We start from the raw sequence: 20,490 nt of genomic DNA on the forward strand, positions 1-20,490 counted from the left end.
GCCCCATGCCAGTGGGGCGGACGGTCAGCTGCATTCCAAATAACAACAATGAGTAGTTTGATATGACCTCTGTTTATAACCGTGGAGCTTTATTGACTCTCCTGGCTTTGTTGCCGCTGGCCAATGCCAATGCGCAAGGCTTTATCGACGACAGCAAACTCAAGCTGCAATTGCGCAATGTTTACATCAATGAAAATTTCCGCGATGAACATGGGATGAGTGCGCGAGCGGCAAATACCGCCAAGAGCGAGCGCACCGAATGGGGCCAAGGCTTTTTGCTTGATTATCAGTCGGGATTCACGACCGGCAGCCTCGGTTTGGGTATTGATGCTTTGGGCCTGCTGGGGGTCAAGCTCGACTCCGGCCGCGGTCGTAGCGGCACCGGTCTGCTGCCTGTGCATGATGACGGTCGTGCCGCCGATGAATTTGCGAGCTTCGGGATGACCGCCAAGGCTCGATTTGCCAAAACCACCGTCAAGTACGGTACGTTGCTCCCTAAAACGCCGGTGCTCATTTACAACGATGCCCGACTGCTGCCTCAGACCTACCAGGGCGGCCAGTTCACTAGCACCGACATTGATAACCTTAGCCTGACGGGCGGCTATCTTGATCGTTTCAAGTTGCGAGATTCGAGCGACAGTATGCCCATCGTGCCAGACGGCTACAGTGGCGATAAGTCAGGGGACTTCAGTTACCTCGGTGCCGATTACAAGTTGGGCAAGACGATTCGCCTCAGCTACTTTCATGGCGAACTGGAGAACTTCTATAGGCAGAACTTTGCGGGTGTCCAACATGATCTGCCGCTCGGCCCAGGCGTGCTGACCAGTGATCTGCGCTACTTCCGCAGCGTTGATAGCGGTTCTGCCTATGGCGGTAAAATCGACAACCATATGCTCAGCGGCCAGCTGACTTACGCTGTCGCAGGCCATACCGTAGGCGGCGGCTATCAAACACTGAAGGGCGACGCCGGGCTGCCCTACATCAGCGGCGCGTCCGTTTATTCTTTCAGCAACGCCGGCATAGGCAAGTTCGTAGAGGAAGACGAGAAGACATGGATGCTCAACTACGGCTACAACTTCGCGGCCCTGGGCGTCCCCGGCCTGACGTTCTCCACGCGTTACCTTAGCGGCGACGATGGAGAGTCCAACACCACCATCAAAGAGTGGGAGCGCGATGCTGAACTGGCTTATGTGGTGCAGCAAGGTTCCTTCAAAGGGTTGGGCGTGAAGCTGCGCAATTACGTCTACCGCTCTGAATTCTCGAGGGGACGGGACAGTAACCGGATCTACCTTACCTACGATATCGCCCTTTGGTGATCGTTCGTCGCCCGCCTGATGGCGGAGGGGTGGGCGGTCATCGTCGATTTTCCAGGGCCGGGCAGGGTGGCCCAGCAAGGGCCACCAAGCCTGCAACGGTCTACTCCTGAACGCCCACCGCGTGTTGCTGTAGCCAGAAAAATGGCAAACAGCAGCACGAGGTTGATCCAGATCAAACGGCATTCGTTGATCGGCGTCATTCTTTTGATAAGCATGGGGCAGAGATACGGTCATGACAAACAACAGACCCATCAGCGGGGCGCAGGTGGTTCAGGACCGGAGCAAATCCGCATTGCCCGGGTTTTTGCATCTTCGGGGCACACGCTCGAGAAAACGTCAGGCAGCCATTTTGCTGTCGATTCTGGCGGTGCTGACCTCGGGATATTTCACGGTGTCGTATTTCGCCACCCATGCGATGCAGGATCTGGCAGACACCTGTACCGAGCGTTATGAGCTTGAGCTGGAGAATGCCGATATAGGCCCGCTGCCAGACGCGCTGCCGCGCTCCTTGTGTGAATGTCTGGCAAGTTCGCTTCTCGACAAAAACGGAATCATGCGTCTGGCATTGGTCGACAGGGGCCTGCTTGAACCGCTGGCCCTTGAACCTGTGACGCAGAAGGACGCTTCGGCCTGCATTGATGCCCTGTGGGTGCCGAATGTCGAACTGGCCACGGGCTTACCCCATGAATGAAGTTCATCAGGACTAAAGAGCCGCTCTATGCGGCACCTGTCCACCCAAGCAGGAATGCGCAGGGACGCCATTTTTATCATCGGATGCCGAGGTGTGAAATGACTCATCCATTGCGTTTACTGTTTCTTGCCCCCCCTCAGGCAGCTCACTCTCCAGGATTGGAGTATGCTGGCGATCTGGCACGCGCCCTGGGCGTCCCACTGCACGTGGCGATGTTCACTGAGCCCCACGGTGTAGAGCCGCCCGGCCATGCAGTCACCGAGAGGCCCGACATCGTGCGCGATAACTTAATGTCGTCGCGTCGCAAATGGCTGGAAAGTGAAAGTGCGCACCTGCAGGAAAAAGGCGTGGATGTCCATCCAGAGCTGGTATGCGCCAGTTCCTCGGCAGTCGAATGCGTTGCTTATGCGCAGCGTGTTGAAGCGGACTTGATCATCAAGGACATCCAGGAACGCCCAGGCCTGGCGCAGCGCGGTTTGTCAGCACTGGACTGGGAACTCTTGAGCGTCAGCCCGATTGCCGTGCTTTATGTGTTGCCGGGCCCGATTCAGTCACCCAGCAAGTTTCTGGTAGCGGTTGACATGGAGTCACAGGCGAAAGGAAACCGCGACAATCATTCGCTCATCGAGGCGGCCAGGCACCTGGCAAACGCCTGCGGTGCCTCATTGCACGTGATCAGCGTTTACGACTGTGCCGCTGCCAGCCACGGTGACCTGTCCCTCTATGAGGCCCAGGTACAGGCGTTCGATGCCTTGGCCAGCCAGCATGGTATTGCCAGCCAGCATCGGCACTTCATTCCCGGCGCTCCGGCGAATGCAATTCATGCTTATCTGCAGCGCAGTGCTTACAACCTGTTGGTCATCGGTGCGGCCGATCATCATACGCAGGCCTCTGATATCGGCTTGACCGCTGAAGGGATACTCGAAGACCCCATGTGCAGCGTCCTGATGATCAAGTTGCCAGCCGACGCAGCGCCGCAGCAGGCCAAACGATACGGTTAGACCGCTGCCTCTATGCCGCTGTGGCCTGCCGGCGGCGTGAAGAACGGCAGCCTTGCTCCGGTTGATATTTATCAACGTCAGGCATCTTCCGACGGCGCAGTCTGAAATGACGCTGGTGCCCGATCCGGCGCAGATGTCACGGCTGAATGTGTAGCTGGCAGTGGCAGAGGTTGAGTTTCACCTGTCTGGAGGCAGATCATGGGCCGGTATCAACAGCTGTTACTCATCACCCACCTGGCCCTGCGCCATTCTCCGGTGATCGACCATGCCGCAGCGCTTGCCAAGGCCAGCGCTGCACGCTTGCATATAGCGGCGTTGATTCCTGCCTTGAACCTGTTGTCGCTGCTTGAAGAGGGTGACCGTGAAAAGACACGCGAGCGTTACCTGCAGGACCACCGCGACTGGTTGGGGGAACAGGCGAAAAAGCTACATGCCAGAGGGGTCGATGTGACCACCGAGCTGGCGTGGGCTGATGACATGGAAAAGGACATCCTGGACCACTTCAGCGAATTGCAGCCTGACCTGTTGATCAAGGAAATCCAACATGAGTCGGTGCTCAAGCGTGCTTTTTTCACCCCGTTGGACTGGCACCTGCTGCGTTACTCACCGGTACCGGTGTATCTGGTGGGCGGGGTTCGACCTGCCTTGCCGCGCAAGGTCGTGGCGGCGGTAGAGGCGTCGCTGGCCGAGCCTGGACAAAATGAACTCAATGATCGCGTTATTCGCCAGGCCTGCAGTCTCGCCGAACAGTGTGATGCTGAACTGCACTTGCTGTATGCCTACGACATATCCCAAAACTACCAGGCGTCAGACACAGGCTTAACGCTGTCGGAGCTGACCCGATGGCAGCGCAAAGCGTTGGAACAATCGTTTCTGAAACTGGCCAGTCGATACAACGTTCCGCCTGGCCGCAGGCATTTCGTTCTGGGACACCCGGTTGCGGCGCTGAGTGAGTTTGCCAACACACATCACATGGACGTCATCGTGATGGGCAGAGTCCAGGATCCAGGCGGAGAGAAACTGCTTGGCAGCACCACCGAGCATATCTTGTATCAGGTGCCTTGCAGTGTTTTGGCGGTCTAGCGCAACTGCATCGGGCTCACCCCGAGCCGTTGCTTGAACGTGGTTGCCATGTGCGCCTGGGAATTGAACCCGCAGGCGAGGGCGATTTCCGACAGCCTGGCGGTGGAATCACGCATCAGTGCTCGGGCCTTGGCCAGACGCCGGTCGATCAGGTAGCTGTGCGGGCTTTTGCCCGTGGCGAGCTTGAAGGCCCGCATGAAATATCCTTCGGACAACCCCAGCAAACCTGCCATCGCTGACACGCCCAGCGGCCCTTCAAGATTTGCCTCGATAAACTCATCAAGCAGGCGCATGCGCCGGGGGGTGATAGCGCCTTGGTCCGGTGTCGACAACGCGCTATCACCGGTTGCCCGTTGTGCCAGCGCCAAGGCCCAGGTTTCCCAGTCATCTTCCACGCAGGCACGTAACAGCGCGCCGCGCATTCGCAGCGCGAGGTCAATGGCCTGTTGATCGATGTGATTGTTGAATGGGTGATCCCCGCTCAGGGGGATACCGTCGGTCCGCGTTACGCGCAGGTATTCACCGCCCATGAGCGACTCGGAGAACACGTCGCAGCCGGCGGGAACGAATGCCAGGCCGTTGGGCATGGCCTCGAAAGGATGCACCCGGTCGCTGCCCAAGGCGTGCAGGCCGCGCTGGCTGTCGAAGGCAAACCCGATGGAGGCCTGGGCCGCCACATAGCGGGTCGAGTAAGCGGCGCTGGGCAACAATTCGATCGCCCAGGACCCAGTCTCGACACGGCGGACCGGTTCAGACAAGGGCGATGGCTGTAGGCGGTTTTGATGGTTCATGAGCGCCATAGTAGTGAAGAAGCGGCGCAAAAGTCAGGTCGGTTTTTTGAAAGCCGACCCACGGCGGCGATGCCTAGACTGGCTAACCACTCAGGGAGATAACTTCATGCACCGACTGACTCGTGACGATATTGAACAGGCGGCTCGCCATGTGTACCAGGTGATGCCCGCCACCGCCCAGTATGCCTGGCCCTTGCTGGCTCAGCGGCTGGGCTGCACGGTGTGGGTCAAGCACGAGAACCACACTCCCACCGGCGCTTTCAAGATACGCGGCGGCATCACCTTCATGCATTGGCTCAAACGTGAACATCCCGGTGCGAAGGGCATCGTCACCGCCACCCGCGGCAATCATGGCCAGAGCCTGGCGCTGGCGGCGAGCGCGCTGGGTTTGAAGGCGTTGATTGTCGTGCCGCAGGGCAACTCGGTGGAAAAGAACAATGCCATGCGCGGCTTTGGCGGCGAAGTCATTGAGTGTGGGCGGGATTTTGATGAGGCCCGTGAAGAGGCCGCCCGTTTGGCGCAAGCGCATGACCTGTTCCTGGTGCCACCGTTTCACACGGAACTGGTCAAAGGCGTGGCCACTTACGCCCTGGAACTGTTCACTGCCGCGCCGCATCTCGATACCGTCTACGTGCCGATTGGCTGCGGATCGGGCATTTGTGGCGTGATCGCCGCCCGCGACGCACTGGGTCTGAAGACCCAGGTGGTGGGCGTGGTGTCCCGTGAAGCCGCGGCGGCAAAGTTATCTTTTGAGGCGGGCGAAATACAGGAAACCGCTTCGGCAAATACCTTCGCCGATGGCCTGGCCGTGCGCAAACCGATCCCCGCAGCTTTTGCCCTCTACGCAGCCGGGGCCGCACGGATCGTAGCGGTCAGCGAACAGGAAATTGCCGAGGCCATGCGCGTCTATTACACCGACACCCATAACCTCGCCGAAGGAGCCGGGGCCGCCGCCTTGGCCGCGCTTATTCAGGAACGTGAAGCTCGGGCGGGGGAGACAGTGGGGGTGATTCTGTCGGGTGGCAATGTCGATCGATCGGTGTATGCGGGCGTAATCGGTTAGTGACCGTCAGCCACATTGCGCTCAATCTCCGCGATTTTTCGACTGAGTTCCTCTGCTTCCTGCTCCTTGGTTTGAGTTGAGGAGGGCGTAGCGCTGTCCTCAGGATTCTTATCGACCGGTTTGCCAGACGTATCGGTCGGCGGGGTACTCGAGGTTGCTTCTGATTCGATGCCGTTATCGCTGTTCATAATCGCGTTACCTCTGTTGATCTACACATTAGAGGCAGGGGTATGGAATGAGTTCGAGATTATTGCAGACGATAAAGTCAGGAATTGACGCCTTTCAAACAGCTTCACCTTGAGCCCCCACAACAGCACCTGTTTACCTACGCCGCTCGGATGGCCTCAGGCCTTGACCTTACTCATCGACACGTTCAACGAAGTCGAGCGGGCAATGACGCTGATGATCGTCAAGGCTGCAATCACCAAACCGGGCGAGGTGGCCAGCAGGACACCGGTGGTGCCGGCTCCGGCCGCCAGAATCTGCCCGGCCGCCAATGGCCCGGCCACCGAGCCCAAACGACCGATCGCTACCGCTGCGCCGACGCCGGTGGCGCGCACCGACGTTGGATAGGAGGGCGGGGCCAGGGCGTAAAGCACCAGTTGCGCAGCCATCACAAACAACCCCGCGGCAAAACCGGCGATGGCCATGGGGATGATGCCCACGGACAGGCCAACCCCGCCCAGCGCTGCCAGCAAGCCGGTGTACACAAACAGCACCACCTTGATGCCGTTGCAGCGATCCAGCAACACTCCGCCGAGCAGGGAGCCGAGGGCGCCGCCGATATTGAAGAGCATCTGTACCAGGCCTGCCTGGGGTTTGCTGAAACCTTGTTCCAGCAGCAACGAGGGCAGCCAGTTGAGCAACATGTACATCACGGTCAGGGTGAAGAAGTAGCTCAACCATAACGCCAGGGTAACGCTGGCGCGGCCTTCGCCGAACAAGGCCTGGCCGGTTGAAGTGCGCGTCGGGTTGACGCTGTTTTGTTGTTGGCGAAAGGCGTTGGATTCAGGCAGCAGCACCATCATCAGTGGCACCACCAGCAATGGGGCGAGGCCGCCGATGATGAAGGTCGTCTGCCAATGTTCGGGAAACAGCATGGCGACCACCGCCGCCAGTGCCCCACCCAATGGCACGCCGGCATACATGATGCTGATGGCCGTACCGCGACGTTGCTCTCCCACGGCTTCGGCACACAGGGCGATCAGGTTGGGCAGGGCGGCGCCCAGGCCCAGGCCAGTCATGAAACGCACCAGCAGCAGGCCGGAGAAAGAGCTGACGTAGGCGGTGCTGAGCGAGAACACGCCAAACAGCAGCACCGCTGCGATGAGGATTTTCTTGCGACCGATGCGATCGGCAATCCAGCCACCGAAGAAGGCGCCCGGCAGCAAACCGATGATGCCGGCACTGAACACCCAACCCATCATTTTCGGGTCCAGGGCAAAGGTCTGACGCAACCCTGCGGCGGCAGTGCCGGCAGCTTGCAGGTCAAAACCTTCAATCAGAGCGACGATAAAACACAGGGCAATAGTCAGCGTCGTGCGACGTGATGGAGTGTCCATGGCAAACCTCTTTATTGTTTTTGTGAGTGTGCTGACGGGCGCACGCAGGCTTGCTCGCATCCAGCAATGCCAAGCCGCAATTAAGATTAACAAAGATAACTAAAAAGTGAACGCTAACGGAAAATGTCCAAACGCATCGACATAAACCTATTCAAATCAACAGGATGTCCTGTGTTTTTTAGGTTTTCTTGGAAATAGATACGAATATTAATGTTCGATTATCGGCCATTGTGGATTGACGGCACCTCCGGCTTTTCCCACTCTCTGGCCCGAGATCGCGGCTGGATGGCTGGCGATCACGTTCAAAAAAACAACAACAATAAGTGGACATAGGACATGACGAATTCACCCCGGGGCGTCCTTGCGACGACCTCAGACTTACCTCTTTGCGCACGCGGTTTCGTCCTGTTGGGCTTATGTGCGGTCGCCACTCCAGCGCTGTCGGAAGGTTTCATCGACGATAGCCGCGGCACATTGACCTTACGCAATTTCTACCTGGACCGGGATTACAAGGACGAGGGGGCGAAAACCGCGGCCCGGGAGTGGGCTCAGGGTTTCATCATGAATGCGGAGTCGGGTTTTACCCCGGGCGCTGTCGGCTTCGGCCTGGACGCCCGTGCATTGATCGGGGTCAAGCTGGACTCGTCACCGGACCGCAGCGGCACCGAATTACTGCCGGTATCCAGCAGCGACAAGCGCGCGGCGGATGAATATTCGCGCCTGGCCATGACTGCCAAAATGCGCTTTGCCCAAACCACGGTGAAGACCGGCGATGTGTCGATTTTCCTGCCGTTCGCCTTTGCCAGCCCGTCGCGGTTGCTGCCGCAGACTTTTCGCGGTACCACGCTCAGTTCCAAGGACATCGACGGACTGACGCTCAATACCGGCTATATCGATCGCATCAACAGGCGTGACTCCACTAACTACCAGCCGATGAGCATCGCTTCGCCGAACGGGCGTTTCAACGGTGCGGCCACCTCATCGCACATGGCTTATGTCGGTGGCGATTATCAGGTAAACAAAGACCTCAGCCTGCGCGCCTACCACGCCGAAGTGGCCGACCTGTACCAGCAGAACACCCTGGCCTTGCTGCATAACATGCAGGTAGGCGAGGGCACGCTGACCACTGATCTGCGCAGTTTCTTCAGCGACGAAGATGGCACTGCCAAGGCTGGCAAGGTGGACAACCGCAACCTGTCGGCGCTGTTCGGCTATCGCCTTGGCGGGCATCACCTGAGCCTGGGTTACATGCACGCCAGCGGCGACACAGCGACGCCTTATGTGTCAGGCACTGAGTTGATGGGCATGAGTGAATTGACCATGAGCTCGGACTTTCTCAATGCCAAGGAACGGACCTGGCAGGCAATCTACGACTATGACTTCGCCGCCGCCGGGGTGCCCGGCCTGAAGAGCCGGCTGCGTTACGTGCGCGGTGATAATATCGCGCTGGCGGCGCTCAATGCCGACGACCGCAAGGAGCGGGAGTTCCAGATGGAGCTGGGGTATGTGATCCAGAGCGGTCCGCTGAAGAATGTCGGGTTGATGGCGCGCAAGTCGATCTATCGCAACGACTTCCCGAGCGGCGCGGCATTTCGTGATGAAAACCAGACCCGCTTCCTGGTGCTCTACACGGTGCCGATCTGGTAAGCCGTGGGGCGAGTGGATACCAGCAGTGCTCAGCCCACTCATGAACTGAGTCGGCCCCGCAGGGCTGCTCGCGACGTAGAGTTACTTTACCCGCTCCCAGATGATGTGAACCTTCGTGCCATCGGGGCGCTGGAAGTTTTCCACCATTCGGTTGCCGTCGACTTTCAGTTGCAGGTCATCTTGAGTACGTGTCGCGCCCACCCAATTCGGGAACGTAGATCCTTCGACGGTATTGCCGGTGAACTCGCCGTTCTGGTCGACGGTATATCGTCCGAAAAAACCGATGCTCCCAGCCATCGCTGCCCGGTTTTCCTCATCGGTTCCTTCGCCCCGAGCGTTGGATCGAAACGCGGGCACTCGCGGATCGGTGAGCACCTCGACGAACGTCAATTCTTCAGTGAACACCAGCCATCCATGTGGGTTGGGGCCGTACGCATCCGACCGGCTGCCCTGACGTTCAATGGTTGCGCTGACCATTTTCCATGTTCCGACCAGCGGGCTTTTCATGGCGGAAAACGCTGCCGTGCAAACCGAAAGGGCCATGATCGCACCTACCGTCAGTACCGATATTTTCCGGGTCATTGGAATCACCGTTGTTGGTTATCTGAACACTGTTGTAGAGAGTTAAAAACATCACGCATTCATCAGGGCAACCAGGGCAGGCACAGACAGTACGGCTGTGTAATAGCCCATGAACTGCACACCGATGTTGAAACCCAAAAAGCGTGAGAGGAAACCGCCCAGCAGGCCGATGGTGACGATCACCAGCAACCCCAGCAGGCCACCTTCCCAGATGCCGATCACCAGGATCAGGCCAACAAAGGTCGAGATCACCGCTTCGTGACTGATCTTGCGCGACACGTAGGATGCGGCTCTGTGGGCGTAATTCATGGTGAAGGGGTAAGCGATCAGGATGGCCACGACCACCGCCAACACGCCGTAGCCAAAAAATTCCCAGGTGCTGAGCAATGAATGCAGGTTGTTCACCTGGCCTGTCGTCGCGTCGACGCTAAAGCGCGGCGGGGCGTTGAACAATGGCGCTGCCGGGCCTGCTGCGACAGGGCTCAGGGGCAGGCCGAAGGCGATCAGCGGGATCAATGCTTCGGCCAGGTAGGTTGACTCCGTAACGCCGTTTCGAGCGGTGATGACAGTGGTCAGGCGATGGTAGACATGCTTGACCCTCGAACCGACGAGCTCGCCCATGATCACGGTCATGGCCACTGGGCTGAACACAAAGGTCGCGCTGGAGATCACCGCAGTAATGGCCGTCCACATGCTCTGCTTGCTGTCCAGCACCTTGAGCGGATTAGGAAAGAATCCACCCCAGCTTTTTACGTCGGGTGACAGGGAAAACGTGCGCACTTGCTGGCGTCGCATGGTGTCCCGTTCGGCGGGTGCGAGCAGCGAGAACAGCGCGGCGATCAACGGGCCAATCGCGATGCCCAGAAAGTAACTGACACTGAGCTTGACGCCGAACTGCGCGGTCATGGTTTGCAGGCCAACAATGATCATGACGAACGGGATCAGCGTCAGCACGGCCGCCAGACGGCCTTTGGAGAACCACGCGATCGCCACCGCGGCAAGCAGGAACACCCAAGGCGCAGCCTGCTTGATCATGTCGCCGAACGGCGCGAGCATCAGCGCGAACAATACGGCCATTGGCACCGCGATCAACGCAGCAATGACCGCCCCGGAAATCATCTTGCGCAGGGCAATGTGGGGCACGCCCAGATTGCGCAGAAAGTTGGCCTCGCGCATCAGTGGCGTCGCCATGGTGTCGCCAGGAATACCCAGTAGCGCCGTCGGTACGGCGTGGGTCATATGTTTGGCGACGGCGCCGGCCAGAAAGAATGTCAGCACGCCGGGGGCAGGCACGCCCAGCAGGACGACCAGCAAGGTCAAGGGGGCGAGGGTAGTGGTTTCATCGCTCCCTGAGATCAGCCCGATCCCGGCAAAAATCACCGCCCCCAGGACCCCCATGCCCAGTGCCATCAGGACCTGATCCATCAGTGGAACGATCATGATTGACCTCCATTGCCACTGACTGCATCGGCGCCAACAGTGGGTGTTGCAGCCGGGCTTTTCTCAGGAGCGACAAGGCCTTTCTCGTAATCGGCGAACAGCTCATAAAGGTCCATTTCACGCAGTTCCGCGATCGTGGCCGGCGGCAGATCAGCCAGGCTGCCCAGTGGGCCGTACTCGTTCTGCAACTCAATCAGGATTTTTGCGCGCCAGGCCGGATCAGCCAGATGTTCGATGACATTGCGCTTGGGTTTGAAAAGCAGCGCACTGATGGCGCCACCTGCCAGGCAGCCGACAATACCTACCAGCATCGCGTAGGCGCGGGCCATCTGCACGGAATCCACCCAGCCGACAAACAAGTGCTGGGCGATAAAAAAAGCGCCGAGGCTGACGGCTGCACCGATGCCTATGGAATAGAGCAGGTGGCGACCATCAACCGTGTCGCCCCATACTTCGAACAGTTCGGGTTTCATAAGGATTCTCCCACTGCCCCTGAGGGGTTTTATTGTTATGAACGTGAAGAGATGTGGTTGAGTTCGTGACTACGAGCCCGACTCCTGCGCGCGTTTTTGCTCAAGCAGTTCAGCGGCTTTGTCCGAGCGCACGTCCCGGGCTTCGACCATCTGCGCGACCAGCCAATTGACCTCGTCGCCTCTGGCCCCCGCCGAAAGCGCAATGTTGCGTGCATGCAAAGCCATGTGCCCGCGTTGTATCCCCTCGGTAGACAGCGCCCGTAATGCGCCCAGGTTTTGCGCGAGGCCGACCGCCACGGCTATCTCGGCAAGTTCCTGAGCGCTCTTCACTCTCAGGATGCGTAACGACAGTTGCGCCAGCGGGTGAGTCTTGGTCGCGCCGCCGACCAGGCCGACGGGCATGGGCATTTCCAGCGTTCCCACCAGATGGCCCTTGCAATCTTTCTCCCAGGTCGTCAGTGAACCGTAATGCCCGTTGCGACAGGCATAGGCGTGTGCCCCGGCTTCCACCGCGCGCCAGTCGTTGCCGGTGGCGACGATCAAAGGGTCGATGCCGTTCATGATGCCCTTGTTGTGAGTGGCTGCACGATAGGGATCGACGACCGCAAAGTTGTAAGCATCGAGGATGCCTTCAATGACGTCCTCGCCCTTGTAGGCCTTGGTGGTGAGATGTTCAGGTGCAATGCGGATCTGGGCCCGGGCAAGCCGCAGGTCGGCGAGGTTCGACAGAATGCGCAGCCGTACCTTGCCGCCGGTAATCTGCTCCATCAGCGGGGCCACCGCTTCAGCCATCGTGTTTACGGTATTGGCTCCCATCGCATCGCGTACATCCACGATAAGGTGGGCGACCAGCATGGGGCCGCGCGGGCTCTGGGCGAAGGTATGCACTTCGATGTCGCGGCAACCTCCACCCAACTGGTTCAGCAGTTGATCCTTGCGGTTGGCCAGTTCGATGATTTCGTCCTTGCGGCGCAACAGACTCAAACGGGCATTGAAGGGATCGTCGATTTCCACGATCTGCACTTGCGCGCGCATCAGCGGCAGCGAGCTGGAGGTCTGAAAACCACCGGCTTCGCGCGCCAGTTTGGCCATGAACGAGGCGGCGGCGACCACCGAAGGCTCCTCGACGACCAACGGCACGATGACGTCGCGTCCATTGATCTGGAAGTTGCTCGCCACAGCGTAGGGCAACTCAAATTTTCCGATGACGTTCTCAATCATGCCATCGGCTATTTCCAGGGGCAGGGCGCCAGCGTCGCGGAGCAGGGCAACGTCATCTTCTGCAAGCTCAAGCAGTTGTTGCAAGTGGCTCAGGCGTTCGGCGGGCGACAGGCTGCGGAACATCGGGAGGCGGGAGTCGATACTCATGGTAGCAATCCAGTTGCAGTTATTGTTTTCGAATGCCTGCCACCCTATGCGTATGTGTCCTGGCAAAAAAGGTACAGTTTGGACAGACAGTACCTAAGCTGTACCCTCTGCGAATAATTCATCCAGGACTTCGTACAATGGCGCGACTGACGCTTGCCCAAGAGCTGACGGCCTCCTTGGTGACGCAGATCGGCAACGGTACCTACCGAGTGGGCGACCGTTTGCCGTCCCTGCGCGAGTGCATGCGCTTGTTTGGTCATTCGAAAAACACAGTGATCAACGCTTATGAATCGCTGGCCTCCCAAGGACTGGTGGAGGCGCGTCACGGGCAGGGTTTTTTCGTGACACGAGGCGCCCCGAGCAGCAGCGAACCGGAAGAACCACTGCCCTTTACCCGGGCGATGGACACCATCTGGCTCATGCGCCAGCAATTCGTCCGTGAGCCGGGTCACTCGCCGCTTGGGGAAGGTTTTCCGCCCGTAGAGTGGCTGATGGATCTGCGATTGGACAAGTTCACCCGTCAGATCATGCGCATGGGGGTGACCACGCTTTTTCGCTACGGCAACCGGCTGGGCAATGCTGCACTTCGTCAACACCTGGTGCAAAAACTGGCGAGTTATTCGATCACCGCCAGTGCTCGGCAAATCGTCACGACCCATGGGGCCAATCACGCACTGGACCTGATCATCCGCCGCTTCATTGCCCCCGCAGATTACGTTTTCGTCGAAGACCCGGGTTATTACCCGCTGTTTGGCAAGTTGCAACTGCAAGGGGCGCGAATGTTATCCGTACCCCGATTGCCGGACGGGCCGGACCTGCAAGTGCTGGAGCAGCATCTTCTGTTGCACAAGCCGAAATTGTTCTTCCTCCAGTCGGTTGGGCACAATCCGACGGGCTCCGATATTTCCCCCGGCAAGGCTCATCGACTGGTGCAGTTGGCCCATGAGCACAACTTCATTCTGGTGGACGACGACGCTTTGGCAGATTTCAAACCCGCGTCGGCCATCAAGGTGTCTGCGCTGGATCAGTTGAGCCGATCACTGTACGTGGGCAGTTTTTCCAAATCGGTTTCTGCGGCATTGAGGGTGGGGTTTATCGCCGGGAGCAAGGACGTCATCGATGAACTGGGTGATCTGAAAATGCTCCTGCATACCAGCACCTCGGAGCTGTGTGAGCGAACCATCGATGTCATCCTGACCGAGGGGCATTTTCTGCGACATCAGATCCGCCTCCAGGAGCGACTCAAGAGTGCCACTGCGGCAGGTTTGCAGATGCTCGATGAGATCGGCGCCGAGGTGTTCTTTCGGCCAGAGCAGAGTCTGTATTTGTGGGCCAGGTTCGCCCACATTGACGACGCCAGGGAGCTGACCCGGCAACTACTGCCGAAGGGATTCATGATTGCTCCCGGCCATATTTTTTCACCGGAGCAGTCGCGTATAAATCCCTGGACCAGATTGAATGTCGCCTACCTGAATGACCCGTTGCTTAAAGCCGAGTTGAGTGGCTGAGGGCTCACCACTCATGCTGCTAAGGCTGGGTTTGCGTTCCGGTCGAGACCACGCTTTCGTGCCGATTCACACCGCGCGCCTCAACAGGCACCCATAGGCGTTCACTGCGACATTTGAATTTCACGCCTTTGCGCGGCGCCATCGTCCTGGCTGAGTCCATGCACACAGCCCTGGACGCGTAAGTCGGCCCCGGCTTTCGCTCTTCTACACAACCTTCCACGCCGCTGCAGATAGCCATAACCACAAAATAAACAGTCATCATCCTGAATGCTCCTATAGAGCGATGCGATTAATACATCTGCGTCAGGCCTGAAAATGCTGGCTGTGACAGACGGATGATGAGCCTGCATTCAAATCCCCAGCAATGGCTTGCACGGGCCAATCGTCGGAAAAATGTCATTAGTTCAGGTTTATTCAGATTTGGATTTTTCGACGCCAATTCGTTGGCGTTTTTTGCCGCTTCAGTGGGTATTCCCTATGGGAAAAGCTGCGTGGCAAAGGAGCGTGGGCGGTAGCGCGGCTCACTCGAAAAGATTGTAATGGGAACAGTCCGCGTTTAAGGTGCGCGCGTGATTTTTGAGCGGTCACGCGCTCCAAGGCGAATACAAGACGGGACCGTAGGCAACGGTATTGAACAGGAGCAGCTGTTGAACGAACAGACATTGTCCCAGCGCCTGGAGCGTGTGGCCGCGCATGTACCCGCAGGTGCGCGCCTGGCCGATATCGGCTCGGATCACGGCTACCTGCCGGTGGCATTGATGCGCCGTGGTGTGATTGCGACAGCGGTGGCTGGCGAGGTGGCGTTGACGCCGTTTCGTTCGGCTGAACGCACCGTGCGCGAGAACGGTTTTACCCAGCAGGTCATTGTCCGCCTGGCTGACGGCCTGGCGGCGATCGAGCCAGGAGACGGGATCACGGCAGTCAGCCTGTGCGGCATGGGCGGCGAGACGATCCGCGACATTCTCGCTGGCGGCCAGGCGCACCTGAGCGGTGAGGAACGGCTGATCCTGCAGCCAAACGGCGGCGAGCAACCACTGCGTCAATGGCTGATGGAAAATGGTTATCGCATCTGCTTCGAAGAAGTGCTGCGGGAAAACCGCTTCTACTACGAAATCATCGTCGCCGAGCGCGCCGGGCCGGTGACGTACACCGCGCAGGAGCTGTACTTCGGGCCATTGCAGATGCGCGCCCGCAGCCCGGCGTTCCTGGCCAAGTGGCAGCGCATGCTGCGCCTCAAACAGCGGACCCTGACTCACTTCGCCCGGGCGCGACAAGCCGTGCCCGAGCAGAAGGTGCAGGACATCGCTTTGCAAACCCGCTGGATCACCGAGCTGCTGGCCTGAGTCCGGTACTCGGAAAATAACCAAGCAATCATCCCTCGTCGACCTCGTCACCGCCCCCGGAAAACTTCGATATGAGCGTTAAGCGCTCGCAAGGGCTTGCCCCTGTCATGTGAACCTTCCGCCCATGCAGCGCTCACTTGTTAAGTCGCCGCGTTGAGTGATCGCGCTGTCTCATTGCCGATAAGGAATTCGCATGCACCCAACTTCGCCAACCATCGCCCTGGATTACCCTGTCGAACGTGAGCTGAGCCTGCGAGCGGTCAGTACGGGAATCGTGATTGGTATCCTGTTGACGCCTTCCAATGTGTACGCCGGCCTCAAGATTGGCTGGTCGTTCAACATGTCGATCATTGCCTTGCTGATCGGCTATGGCATCTGGCAAGGCCTGGCCAAGCGTTCGGCCGCTCAACAGCCCTGGACGCTGCACGAAAGCAACATCAATCAGACCGTGGCCTCGGCCGCAGCGTCAATCATTTCCGGTGGGCTGGTTGCGCCCATCCCGGCCTACACCTTATTGACCGGTCAACAGTTGGACGTCATCCCGATGATCGCCTGGGTGTTCTCGGTGAGCTTCCTGGGGATCTGGATCGCCTGGTACCTGCGACCCTCGCTGCTCAATGACAAAGCACTGAAATTCCCCGAAGGCATGGCGACCCTGGAGACCCTTCTGCACATCTACAACCAGGGCCACGAAGCGGCGAAGCGCTTGAAGGTGCTGCTCAGCGCTGCGCTGCTGTCCGGGCTGGTCAAGTGGGTCGATACCTTCGTCTGGGCTTTTCCGCGCTGGTCGCCGACCCCGCAGTTGGAACGCCTGACGTTTACTGCGGACCCTTCGCTGTTGTTGGTGGGTTTCGGCGGGATCATCGGGATTCGCGTTGGCCTGACCCTGCTGCTTGGCGCCTTGTTGGCGTGGGGTGGATTGGCGCCGTGGCTGCTGGAGCAAGGCTTGGTGCAACTGCCGCCGGACAGCAGTGGCCCACAGTTCGCGGCGCTGGTGGAGTGGTTGCTGTGGCCGGGCGTGAGTCTGATGGTCTGCTCGACCCTGACCTCTTTGGCGATTCGCTTATGGGCATTGCACAAGTCCACCAAGGCGGGCGGTGGCGCGACCTGGGTGGTGCCCAAGACCGGACCTGCCAGCGGTTTCCTGGTGGCGATCGTCTTGGTGGTGAGCCTGCAAGCGCTGTTGTTTGGCATCAACCCCTGGATGGCGTTGTTGACCATTCCCTTGGCTATCTGCCTGGCCGCCGTGGCCGCCCGGGTGGTGGGGGCCACGGGCATTGCGCCCATCGGCGCCATCGGACAATTGTCCCAACTGAGTTTTGGCATCGTCGCCCCGGGGCAGGTGCCGATCAATTTGATGAGCGCCAACACCGCGGGCGGTTCGGCTGGGCAATGCACGGACTTGATGAACGACTTCAAGGTGGGCCGGGCGATTGGCGCCACACCCCACAAGCAGTTGATCGCCCAGACCCTGGGGATTTTCGTTGGAAGCATCGTTGGGGTGTTGGCCTACCTGGCCCTGATCCCGGACCCACAATCGATGCTGCTCACGCAAGAGTGGCCGGCGCCGGCGGTCGCTACCTGGAAAGCCGTGGCGCAAACCCTGACCCTGGGGCTGGACTCGCTGTCAGCAAGCATTCGCTGGGCGGTCATCATCGGCGCCGTGGCCGGCTTGTTGCTGGGGATTCTCGACAGCGTACTGCCCACCCACCGGGCCCGTTATTTGCCAAGCACGGCGGCTTTGGGCCTGGCGTTCGTCTTGCCGGCCTCGGTGTCGCTGATGATGGCCTTCGGCGCGGTACTCACCTGGCTGGTGAGCTGCCGCTGGGCGAGCCTTACAGAACGCTTTGCCATCACCGCGGCGGCGGGGTTGATTGCCGGGGAGAGCATTACCGGGGTGGGGGCGTCGTTGTGGCAGATGGTTGGGAATGGCGGATGATCTCAAACCGGCACGCATGAATGAGCGGGTATTTTCCCGCCTGGAACCGTACTGAGAAGGAGACAACATGATTGCTCGCTGGCGCTGGCTGTTGACGCAGCTGACTAAACAGCTGTGGTTCAAGGCTACGTTGTTTTCGCTGCTGGGCGTGGTCACGGCGTTGCTGGCCATCGCGCTCAAGGAATGGATTCCGTTCTCCTTGTCTGCCCGGATAGGCGCCGATGCCGTCGACAACATCCTTGGCATCATCGCTTCCAGCATGCTCGCGGTGACCACCTTCTCTTTGAGCATCATGGTTGCGGCGTATGGCGCAGCAAGTACGGGCGCCACGCCCCGTGCCACAACGCTGGTGATTGAAGACACCACGACGCAGAACGCACTTGCCACTTTTATCGGCTCTTTCTTGTTCAGTCTGGTCGGCATTATCGCGCTGAGTACCGGCGCTTACGGCGGGCAAGGGCGCGTCTTGCTGTTCGCAGTGACGATCGGCGTGGTGATTCTGATCGTGTACATGCTTTTGCGCTGGATCAATCATCTGTCCAAACTGGGGCGGGTCGGCGAGACGATTGATCGCGTAGAGAAGGCGACCATCGCCGCGATCAACCATCGAGTTCGATGGCCGTTTCTTGGCGGTTGTGCATACCCCGACGGCTGGGTCATGCCGTCGTCTGCGCGGCCGGTCGTCAGTGGCACCACCGGTTATGTCCAGCATATCGATGTACAGGCACTCAATGAGGTTGCCAGGGGTTGCGAGGCGCAGTTATTTCTGGAGATCTTGCCCGGAAGTTTTGTCCACCCGGGTATGCCGCTTGTCCATATCGCGCGAGCCAGCGAGGAAGGGCTCGACGGGGACGACCCGCTCGCCAGTAAAGTTCTCGCCTGCCTGAGCATCGGCGTTCGACGAACCTTTGAACATGATCCGCGTTTCGGGCTGTCAGTGCTTTCGGAAATCGCCTCACGGGCTTTATCAAGTGCGGTCAACGACTCCGGAACGGCCATTGACGTGCTGGGCCGTGGTGTTCGCAGCCTGGCCTGCTGGGGCACGTTTGAGCTTCATGAAGCGGTAACGCAACCGGAATGTGACCGCGTGTTCCTGCATGGCCTGAACGTTGACGACCTGTTTGATGATTTTTTTGGTCCCATTGCCAGAGATGGCGCCGGCATTGTCGAAGTGGATATTCGGATGATGAAGGCGCTGATTGCTCTCAGCCAGATCAATCCTGGATTGTTCAGCGCAGCCGCGACCAGGCAGGCTGATCGCTTGCTCGCGCGAGCCGATGCCGCGTTGGTGCTCGATGAAGAGAAGCAGCGGCTCAGAGCGCTTGCCGCAAGGCTTGTTTGCGCAACGGCTTAGTTTTTTTGTCGGTGCCAGGCGCAGCGCTTTGTGAACGCAACGTTAGCCGCACTTGAAATGTACCCAATGGACCCCTCTGCCCAATGCTAGACATTATTGCAATATTCCTCTGCATCACAGCAGTACTCGCTTACCTCAATCGGCGCTACGTAGGGCTACCCCCGGCCATTGGCGTGATGGGTATTGCCTTGGGCTTATCGTTACTGAACATGGCCTCCGATGCGCTGGGCTTTCACTCCCTGCACACGCTCGAGCAATCACTGGTGGAGTCCATCGATTTCTCCGAGTTGCTGATGGAGGGCATGCTGTCATTGCTGCTGTTCGCGGGGGCCCTGCATGTCGACTTGTCGCAACTGCGCGCCTATCGATGGCAGGTGGCGTCCCTGGCTGTGGTTGGCACGACTGTGTCGACGCTGTTCATCGGCTTCGGGCTATGGTGGCTGCTGTCTTTTACCGACCTGGAGTTGCCGCTTGCCTACTGCCTGGTGTTCGGTGCGCTGATTTCACCCACCGATCCGATTGCGGTCATGGGCATTCTGAAATCCGCCGGTGCTCCAAGTAGCGTGGAACTGGTGATTTCCGGAGAGTCGCTGTTCAACGACGGGGTCAGCGTTGTGCTGTTTTCACTGATTCTGGCGATGATCGCCAGTGGCGACGCGCCCTCCGTTACTGGCGTTTCGCGGCTCTTGCTGGAGGAGGCGGGCGGCGGTGCGCTTTTAGGCGCGGTTGTTGGGTACGTCACGTTCCGCATGCTCAAGAGTATCGACAGCTATCAGGAGGAGGTGCTCATCACCCTGGCCGCTGTGCTCGGCGGATATGCCCTGGCCACTCATTTGCACGTGTCCGGCCCGTTGGCGATGGTGGTGATGGGGTTGATCGTCGGTAACCATGGACGCTCTTATGCCATGTCTGAGCAGACCGAGAAAAACCTGGACATGTTCTGGGAGTTGATTGACGAAATACTCAACGCGGTCCTGTTTGTACTGATCGGTCTGGAAGTGATTCTGATCCACTTCACCAGCCCGCTCATTGTCACGGGCTTGATGGTGATCGTGCTGACCTTGTTCTCGCGTCTGTTGACGGTAGGCGTCCCGATAGCGATCTTGGGGCAGCGTTTCCGGTTACCTGAAGGCTCCTGGAGCGTGCTGACGTGGGGTGGGTTGCGCGGCGGGATATCGGTGGCCCTGGCGTTGTCGTTGCCACCGGGGGATGCTCGCGATGTCGTGGTTGGCATGACCTACCTGGTCGTGGTGTTTTCGATTCTGATCCAGGGTATGACCATCGGTAAGCTGGTCAAGCGCGTGATCCCTTGCTCGGGCGAATAGCGCT

18 protein-coding genes are annotated in these 20,490 nt (G+C 59.0%); 11 read left to right on the forward strand and 7 right to left on the reverse strand.

Annotation, left to right across the window (positions count from 1 at the left end; genetic code table 11):
* Positions 1 to 62 precede the first annotated feature (62 nt).
* From HQ912_RS12560 to HQ912_RS12575, 4 genes are all read left to right on the forward strand, one after another.
* On the forward strand, positions 63 to 1,316 hold the full coding sequence (locus HQ912_RS12560; RefSeq protein ID WP_173406851.1) for an OprD family porin: 1,254 nt from the start codon (positions 63 to 65) through the stop codon (positions 1,314 to 1,316).
* 349 nt (positions 1,317 to 1,665) lie between these two features.
* Entirely contained in the window at positions 1,666 to 2,007 is a 342-nt protein-coding gene (locus HQ912_RS12565) for a hypothetical protein (RefSeq protein WP_260990081.1), read from the forward strand.
* On the forward strand, positions 2,004 to 3,008 hold the full coding sequence (locus HQ912_RS12570; protein WP_173406852.1) for a universal stress protein: 1,005 nt from the start codon (positions 2,004 to 2,006) through the stop codon (positions 3,006 to 3,008). Before HQ912_RS12565 ends, HQ912_RS12570 begins: the two co-directional genes overlap by 4 nt.
* Before the next feature lie 198 nt (positions 3,009 to 3,206).
* A complete protein-coding gene (locus HQ912_RS12575; RefSeq protein WP_173406853.1) occupies positions 3,207 to 4,091 on the forward strand; it encodes a universal stress protein in 885 nt (294 codons plus the stop codon).
* Here HQ912_RS12575 and HQ912_RS12580 read toward each other — a convergent pair.
* The gene (locus tag HQ912_RS12580; protein ID WP_223194323.1) at positions 4,088 to 4,891 is read right to left on the reverse strand and encodes a helix-turn-helix domain-containing protein; all 804 of its coding nucleotides are present in this window, start codon (positions 4,889 to 4,891) and stop codon (positions 4,088 to 4,090) included. The two genes, HQ912_RS12575 and HQ912_RS12580, sit on opposite strands and share 4 nt — an antisense overlap.
* Positions 4,892 to 4,988: 97 nt before the next feature.
* Here HQ912_RS12580 and HQ912_RS12585 point away from each other — a divergent pair, with 97 nt between their 5' ends.
* A complete protein-coding gene (locus HQ912_RS12585) occupies positions 4,989 to 5,945 on the forward strand; it encodes a threonine dehydratase (protein WP_107322840.1) in 957 nt (318 codons plus the stop codon).
* Here the strand turns inward: HQ912_RS12585 and HQ912_RS12590 are convergent.
* Together HQ912_RS12590 and mhpT are read right to left on the reverse strand one after the other, a co-directional pair.
* The gene (locus tag HQ912_RS12590) at positions 5,942 to 6,133 is read right to left on the reverse strand and encodes a hypothetical protein (protein ID WP_107322839.1); all 192 of its coding nucleotides are present in this window, start codon (positions 6,131 to 6,133) and stop codon (positions 5,942 to 5,944) included. The genes HQ912_RS12585 and HQ912_RS12590 overlap by 4 nt on opposite strands.
* Before the next feature lie 156 nt (positions 6,134 to 6,289).
* Complete coding sequence (gene mhpT, locus HQ912_RS12595) at positions 6,290 to 7,507, reverse strand: 3-(3-hydroxy-phenyl)propionate transporter MhpT (protein ID WP_240539566.1); 1,218 nt, start codon at positions 7,505 to 7,507, stop codon at positions 6,290 to 6,292.
* Between the two features lie 336 nt (positions 7,508 to 7,843).
* Here mhpT and HQ912_RS12600 point away from each other — a divergent pair, with 336 nt between their 5' ends.
* Positions 7,844 to 9,154 (forward strand): OprD family porin, encoded by a 1,311-nt coding sequence (locus tag HQ912_RS12600; RefSeq protein WP_173406854.1) that lies wholly within the window; start codon positions 7,844 to 7,846, stop codon positions 9,152 to 9,154.
* Positions 9,155 to 9,235: 81 nt separating this feature from the next.
* Here the strand turns inward: HQ912_RS12600 and HQ912_RS12605 are convergent, their stop codons facing one another.
* The 4 genes from HQ912_RS12605 to HQ912_RS12620 form a co-directional block, all read right to left on the reverse strand.
* Positions 9,236 to 9,736 (reverse strand): lipocalin-like domain-containing protein, encoded by a 501-nt coding sequence (locus tag HQ912_RS12605; protein WP_173406855.1) that lies wholly within the window; start codon positions 9,734 to 9,736, stop codon positions 9,236 to 9,238.
* A 51-nt stretch (positions 9,737 to 9,787) separates the two neighbouring features.
* Positions 9,788 to 11,176: a tripartite tricarboxylate transporter permease gene (locus HQ912_RS12610; RefSeq protein WP_173406856.1), complete on the reverse strand. Its 1,389-nt coding sequence runs from the start codon at positions 11,174 to 11,176 to the stop codon at positions 9,788 to 9,790.
* Positions 11,173 to 11,649, reverse strand: a complete 477-nt coding sequence (locus HQ912_RS12615; RefSeq protein ID WP_173406857.1) for a hypothetical protein — start codon at positions 11,647 to 11,649, stop codon at positions 11,173 to 11,175. Before HQ912_RS12615 ends, HQ912_RS12610 begins: the two co-directional genes overlap by 4 nt.
* Before the next feature lie 69 nt (positions 11,650 to 11,718).
* Positions 11,719 to 13,017, reverse strand: coding sequence for a hydroxymethylglutaryl-CoA reductase, degradative (locus HQ912_RS12620; RefSeq protein ID WP_076384183.1), 1,299 nt, complete (start codon positions 13,015 to 13,017; stop codon positions 11,719 to 11,721).
* A 137-nt stretch (positions 13,018 to 13,154) separates the two neighbouring features.
* Here HQ912_RS12620 and HQ912_RS12625 point away from each other — a divergent pair, with 137 nt between their 5' ends.
* The 5 genes from HQ912_RS12625 (at position 13,155) to HQ912_RS12645 (ending at position 20,486) form a co-directional block, all read left to right on the forward strand.
* Positions 13,155 to 14,525 carry a PLP-dependent aminotransferase family protein gene (locus HQ912_RS12625; protein ID WP_173406858.1) on the forward strand — a complete coding sequence of 457 codons (1,371 nt, stop codon included), beginning with the start codon at positions 13,155 to 13,157 and terminating at the stop codon, positions 14,523 to 14,525.
* A 647-nt stretch (positions 14,526 to 15,172) separates the two neighbouring features.
* Complete coding sequence (locus HQ912_RS12630) at positions 15,173 to 15,868, forward strand: tRNA (adenine(22)-N(1))-methyltransferase (protein WP_173406859.1); 696 nt, start codon at positions 15,173 to 15,175, stop codon at positions 15,866 to 15,868.
* Between the two features lie 193 nt (positions 15,869 to 16,061).
* On the forward strand, positions 16,062 to 17,807 hold the full coding sequence (locus HQ912_RS12635) for an OPT family oligopeptide transporter (RefSeq protein WP_173406860.1): 1,746 nt from the start codon (positions 16,062 to 16,064) through the stop codon (positions 17,805 to 17,807).
* A 67-nt stretch (positions 17,808 to 17,874) separates the two neighbouring features.
* On the forward strand, positions 17,875 to 19,161 hold the full coding sequence (locus HQ912_RS12640; protein WP_076384189.1) for a DUF2254 domain-containing protein: 1,287 nt from the start codon (positions 17,875 to 17,877) through the stop codon (positions 19,159 to 19,161).
* Between the two features lie 83 nt (positions 19,162 to 19,244).
* On the forward strand, positions 19,245 to 20,486 hold the full coding sequence (locus HQ912_RS12645; RefSeq protein WP_047225572.1) for a cation:proton antiporter: 1,242 nt from the start codon (positions 19,245 to 19,247) through the stop codon (positions 20,484 to 20,486).
* Positions 20,487 to 20,490 lie beyond the last annotated feature (4 nt).

Origin of the sequence: Pseudomonas sp. MPDS (assembly GCF_013283895.1) — a bacterium.
In the GTDB taxonomy this organism is placed as follows: Bacteria; Pseudomonadota; Gammaproteobacteria; order Pseudomonadales; family Pseudomonadaceae; genus Aquipseudomonas; species Aquipseudomonas rhizophila.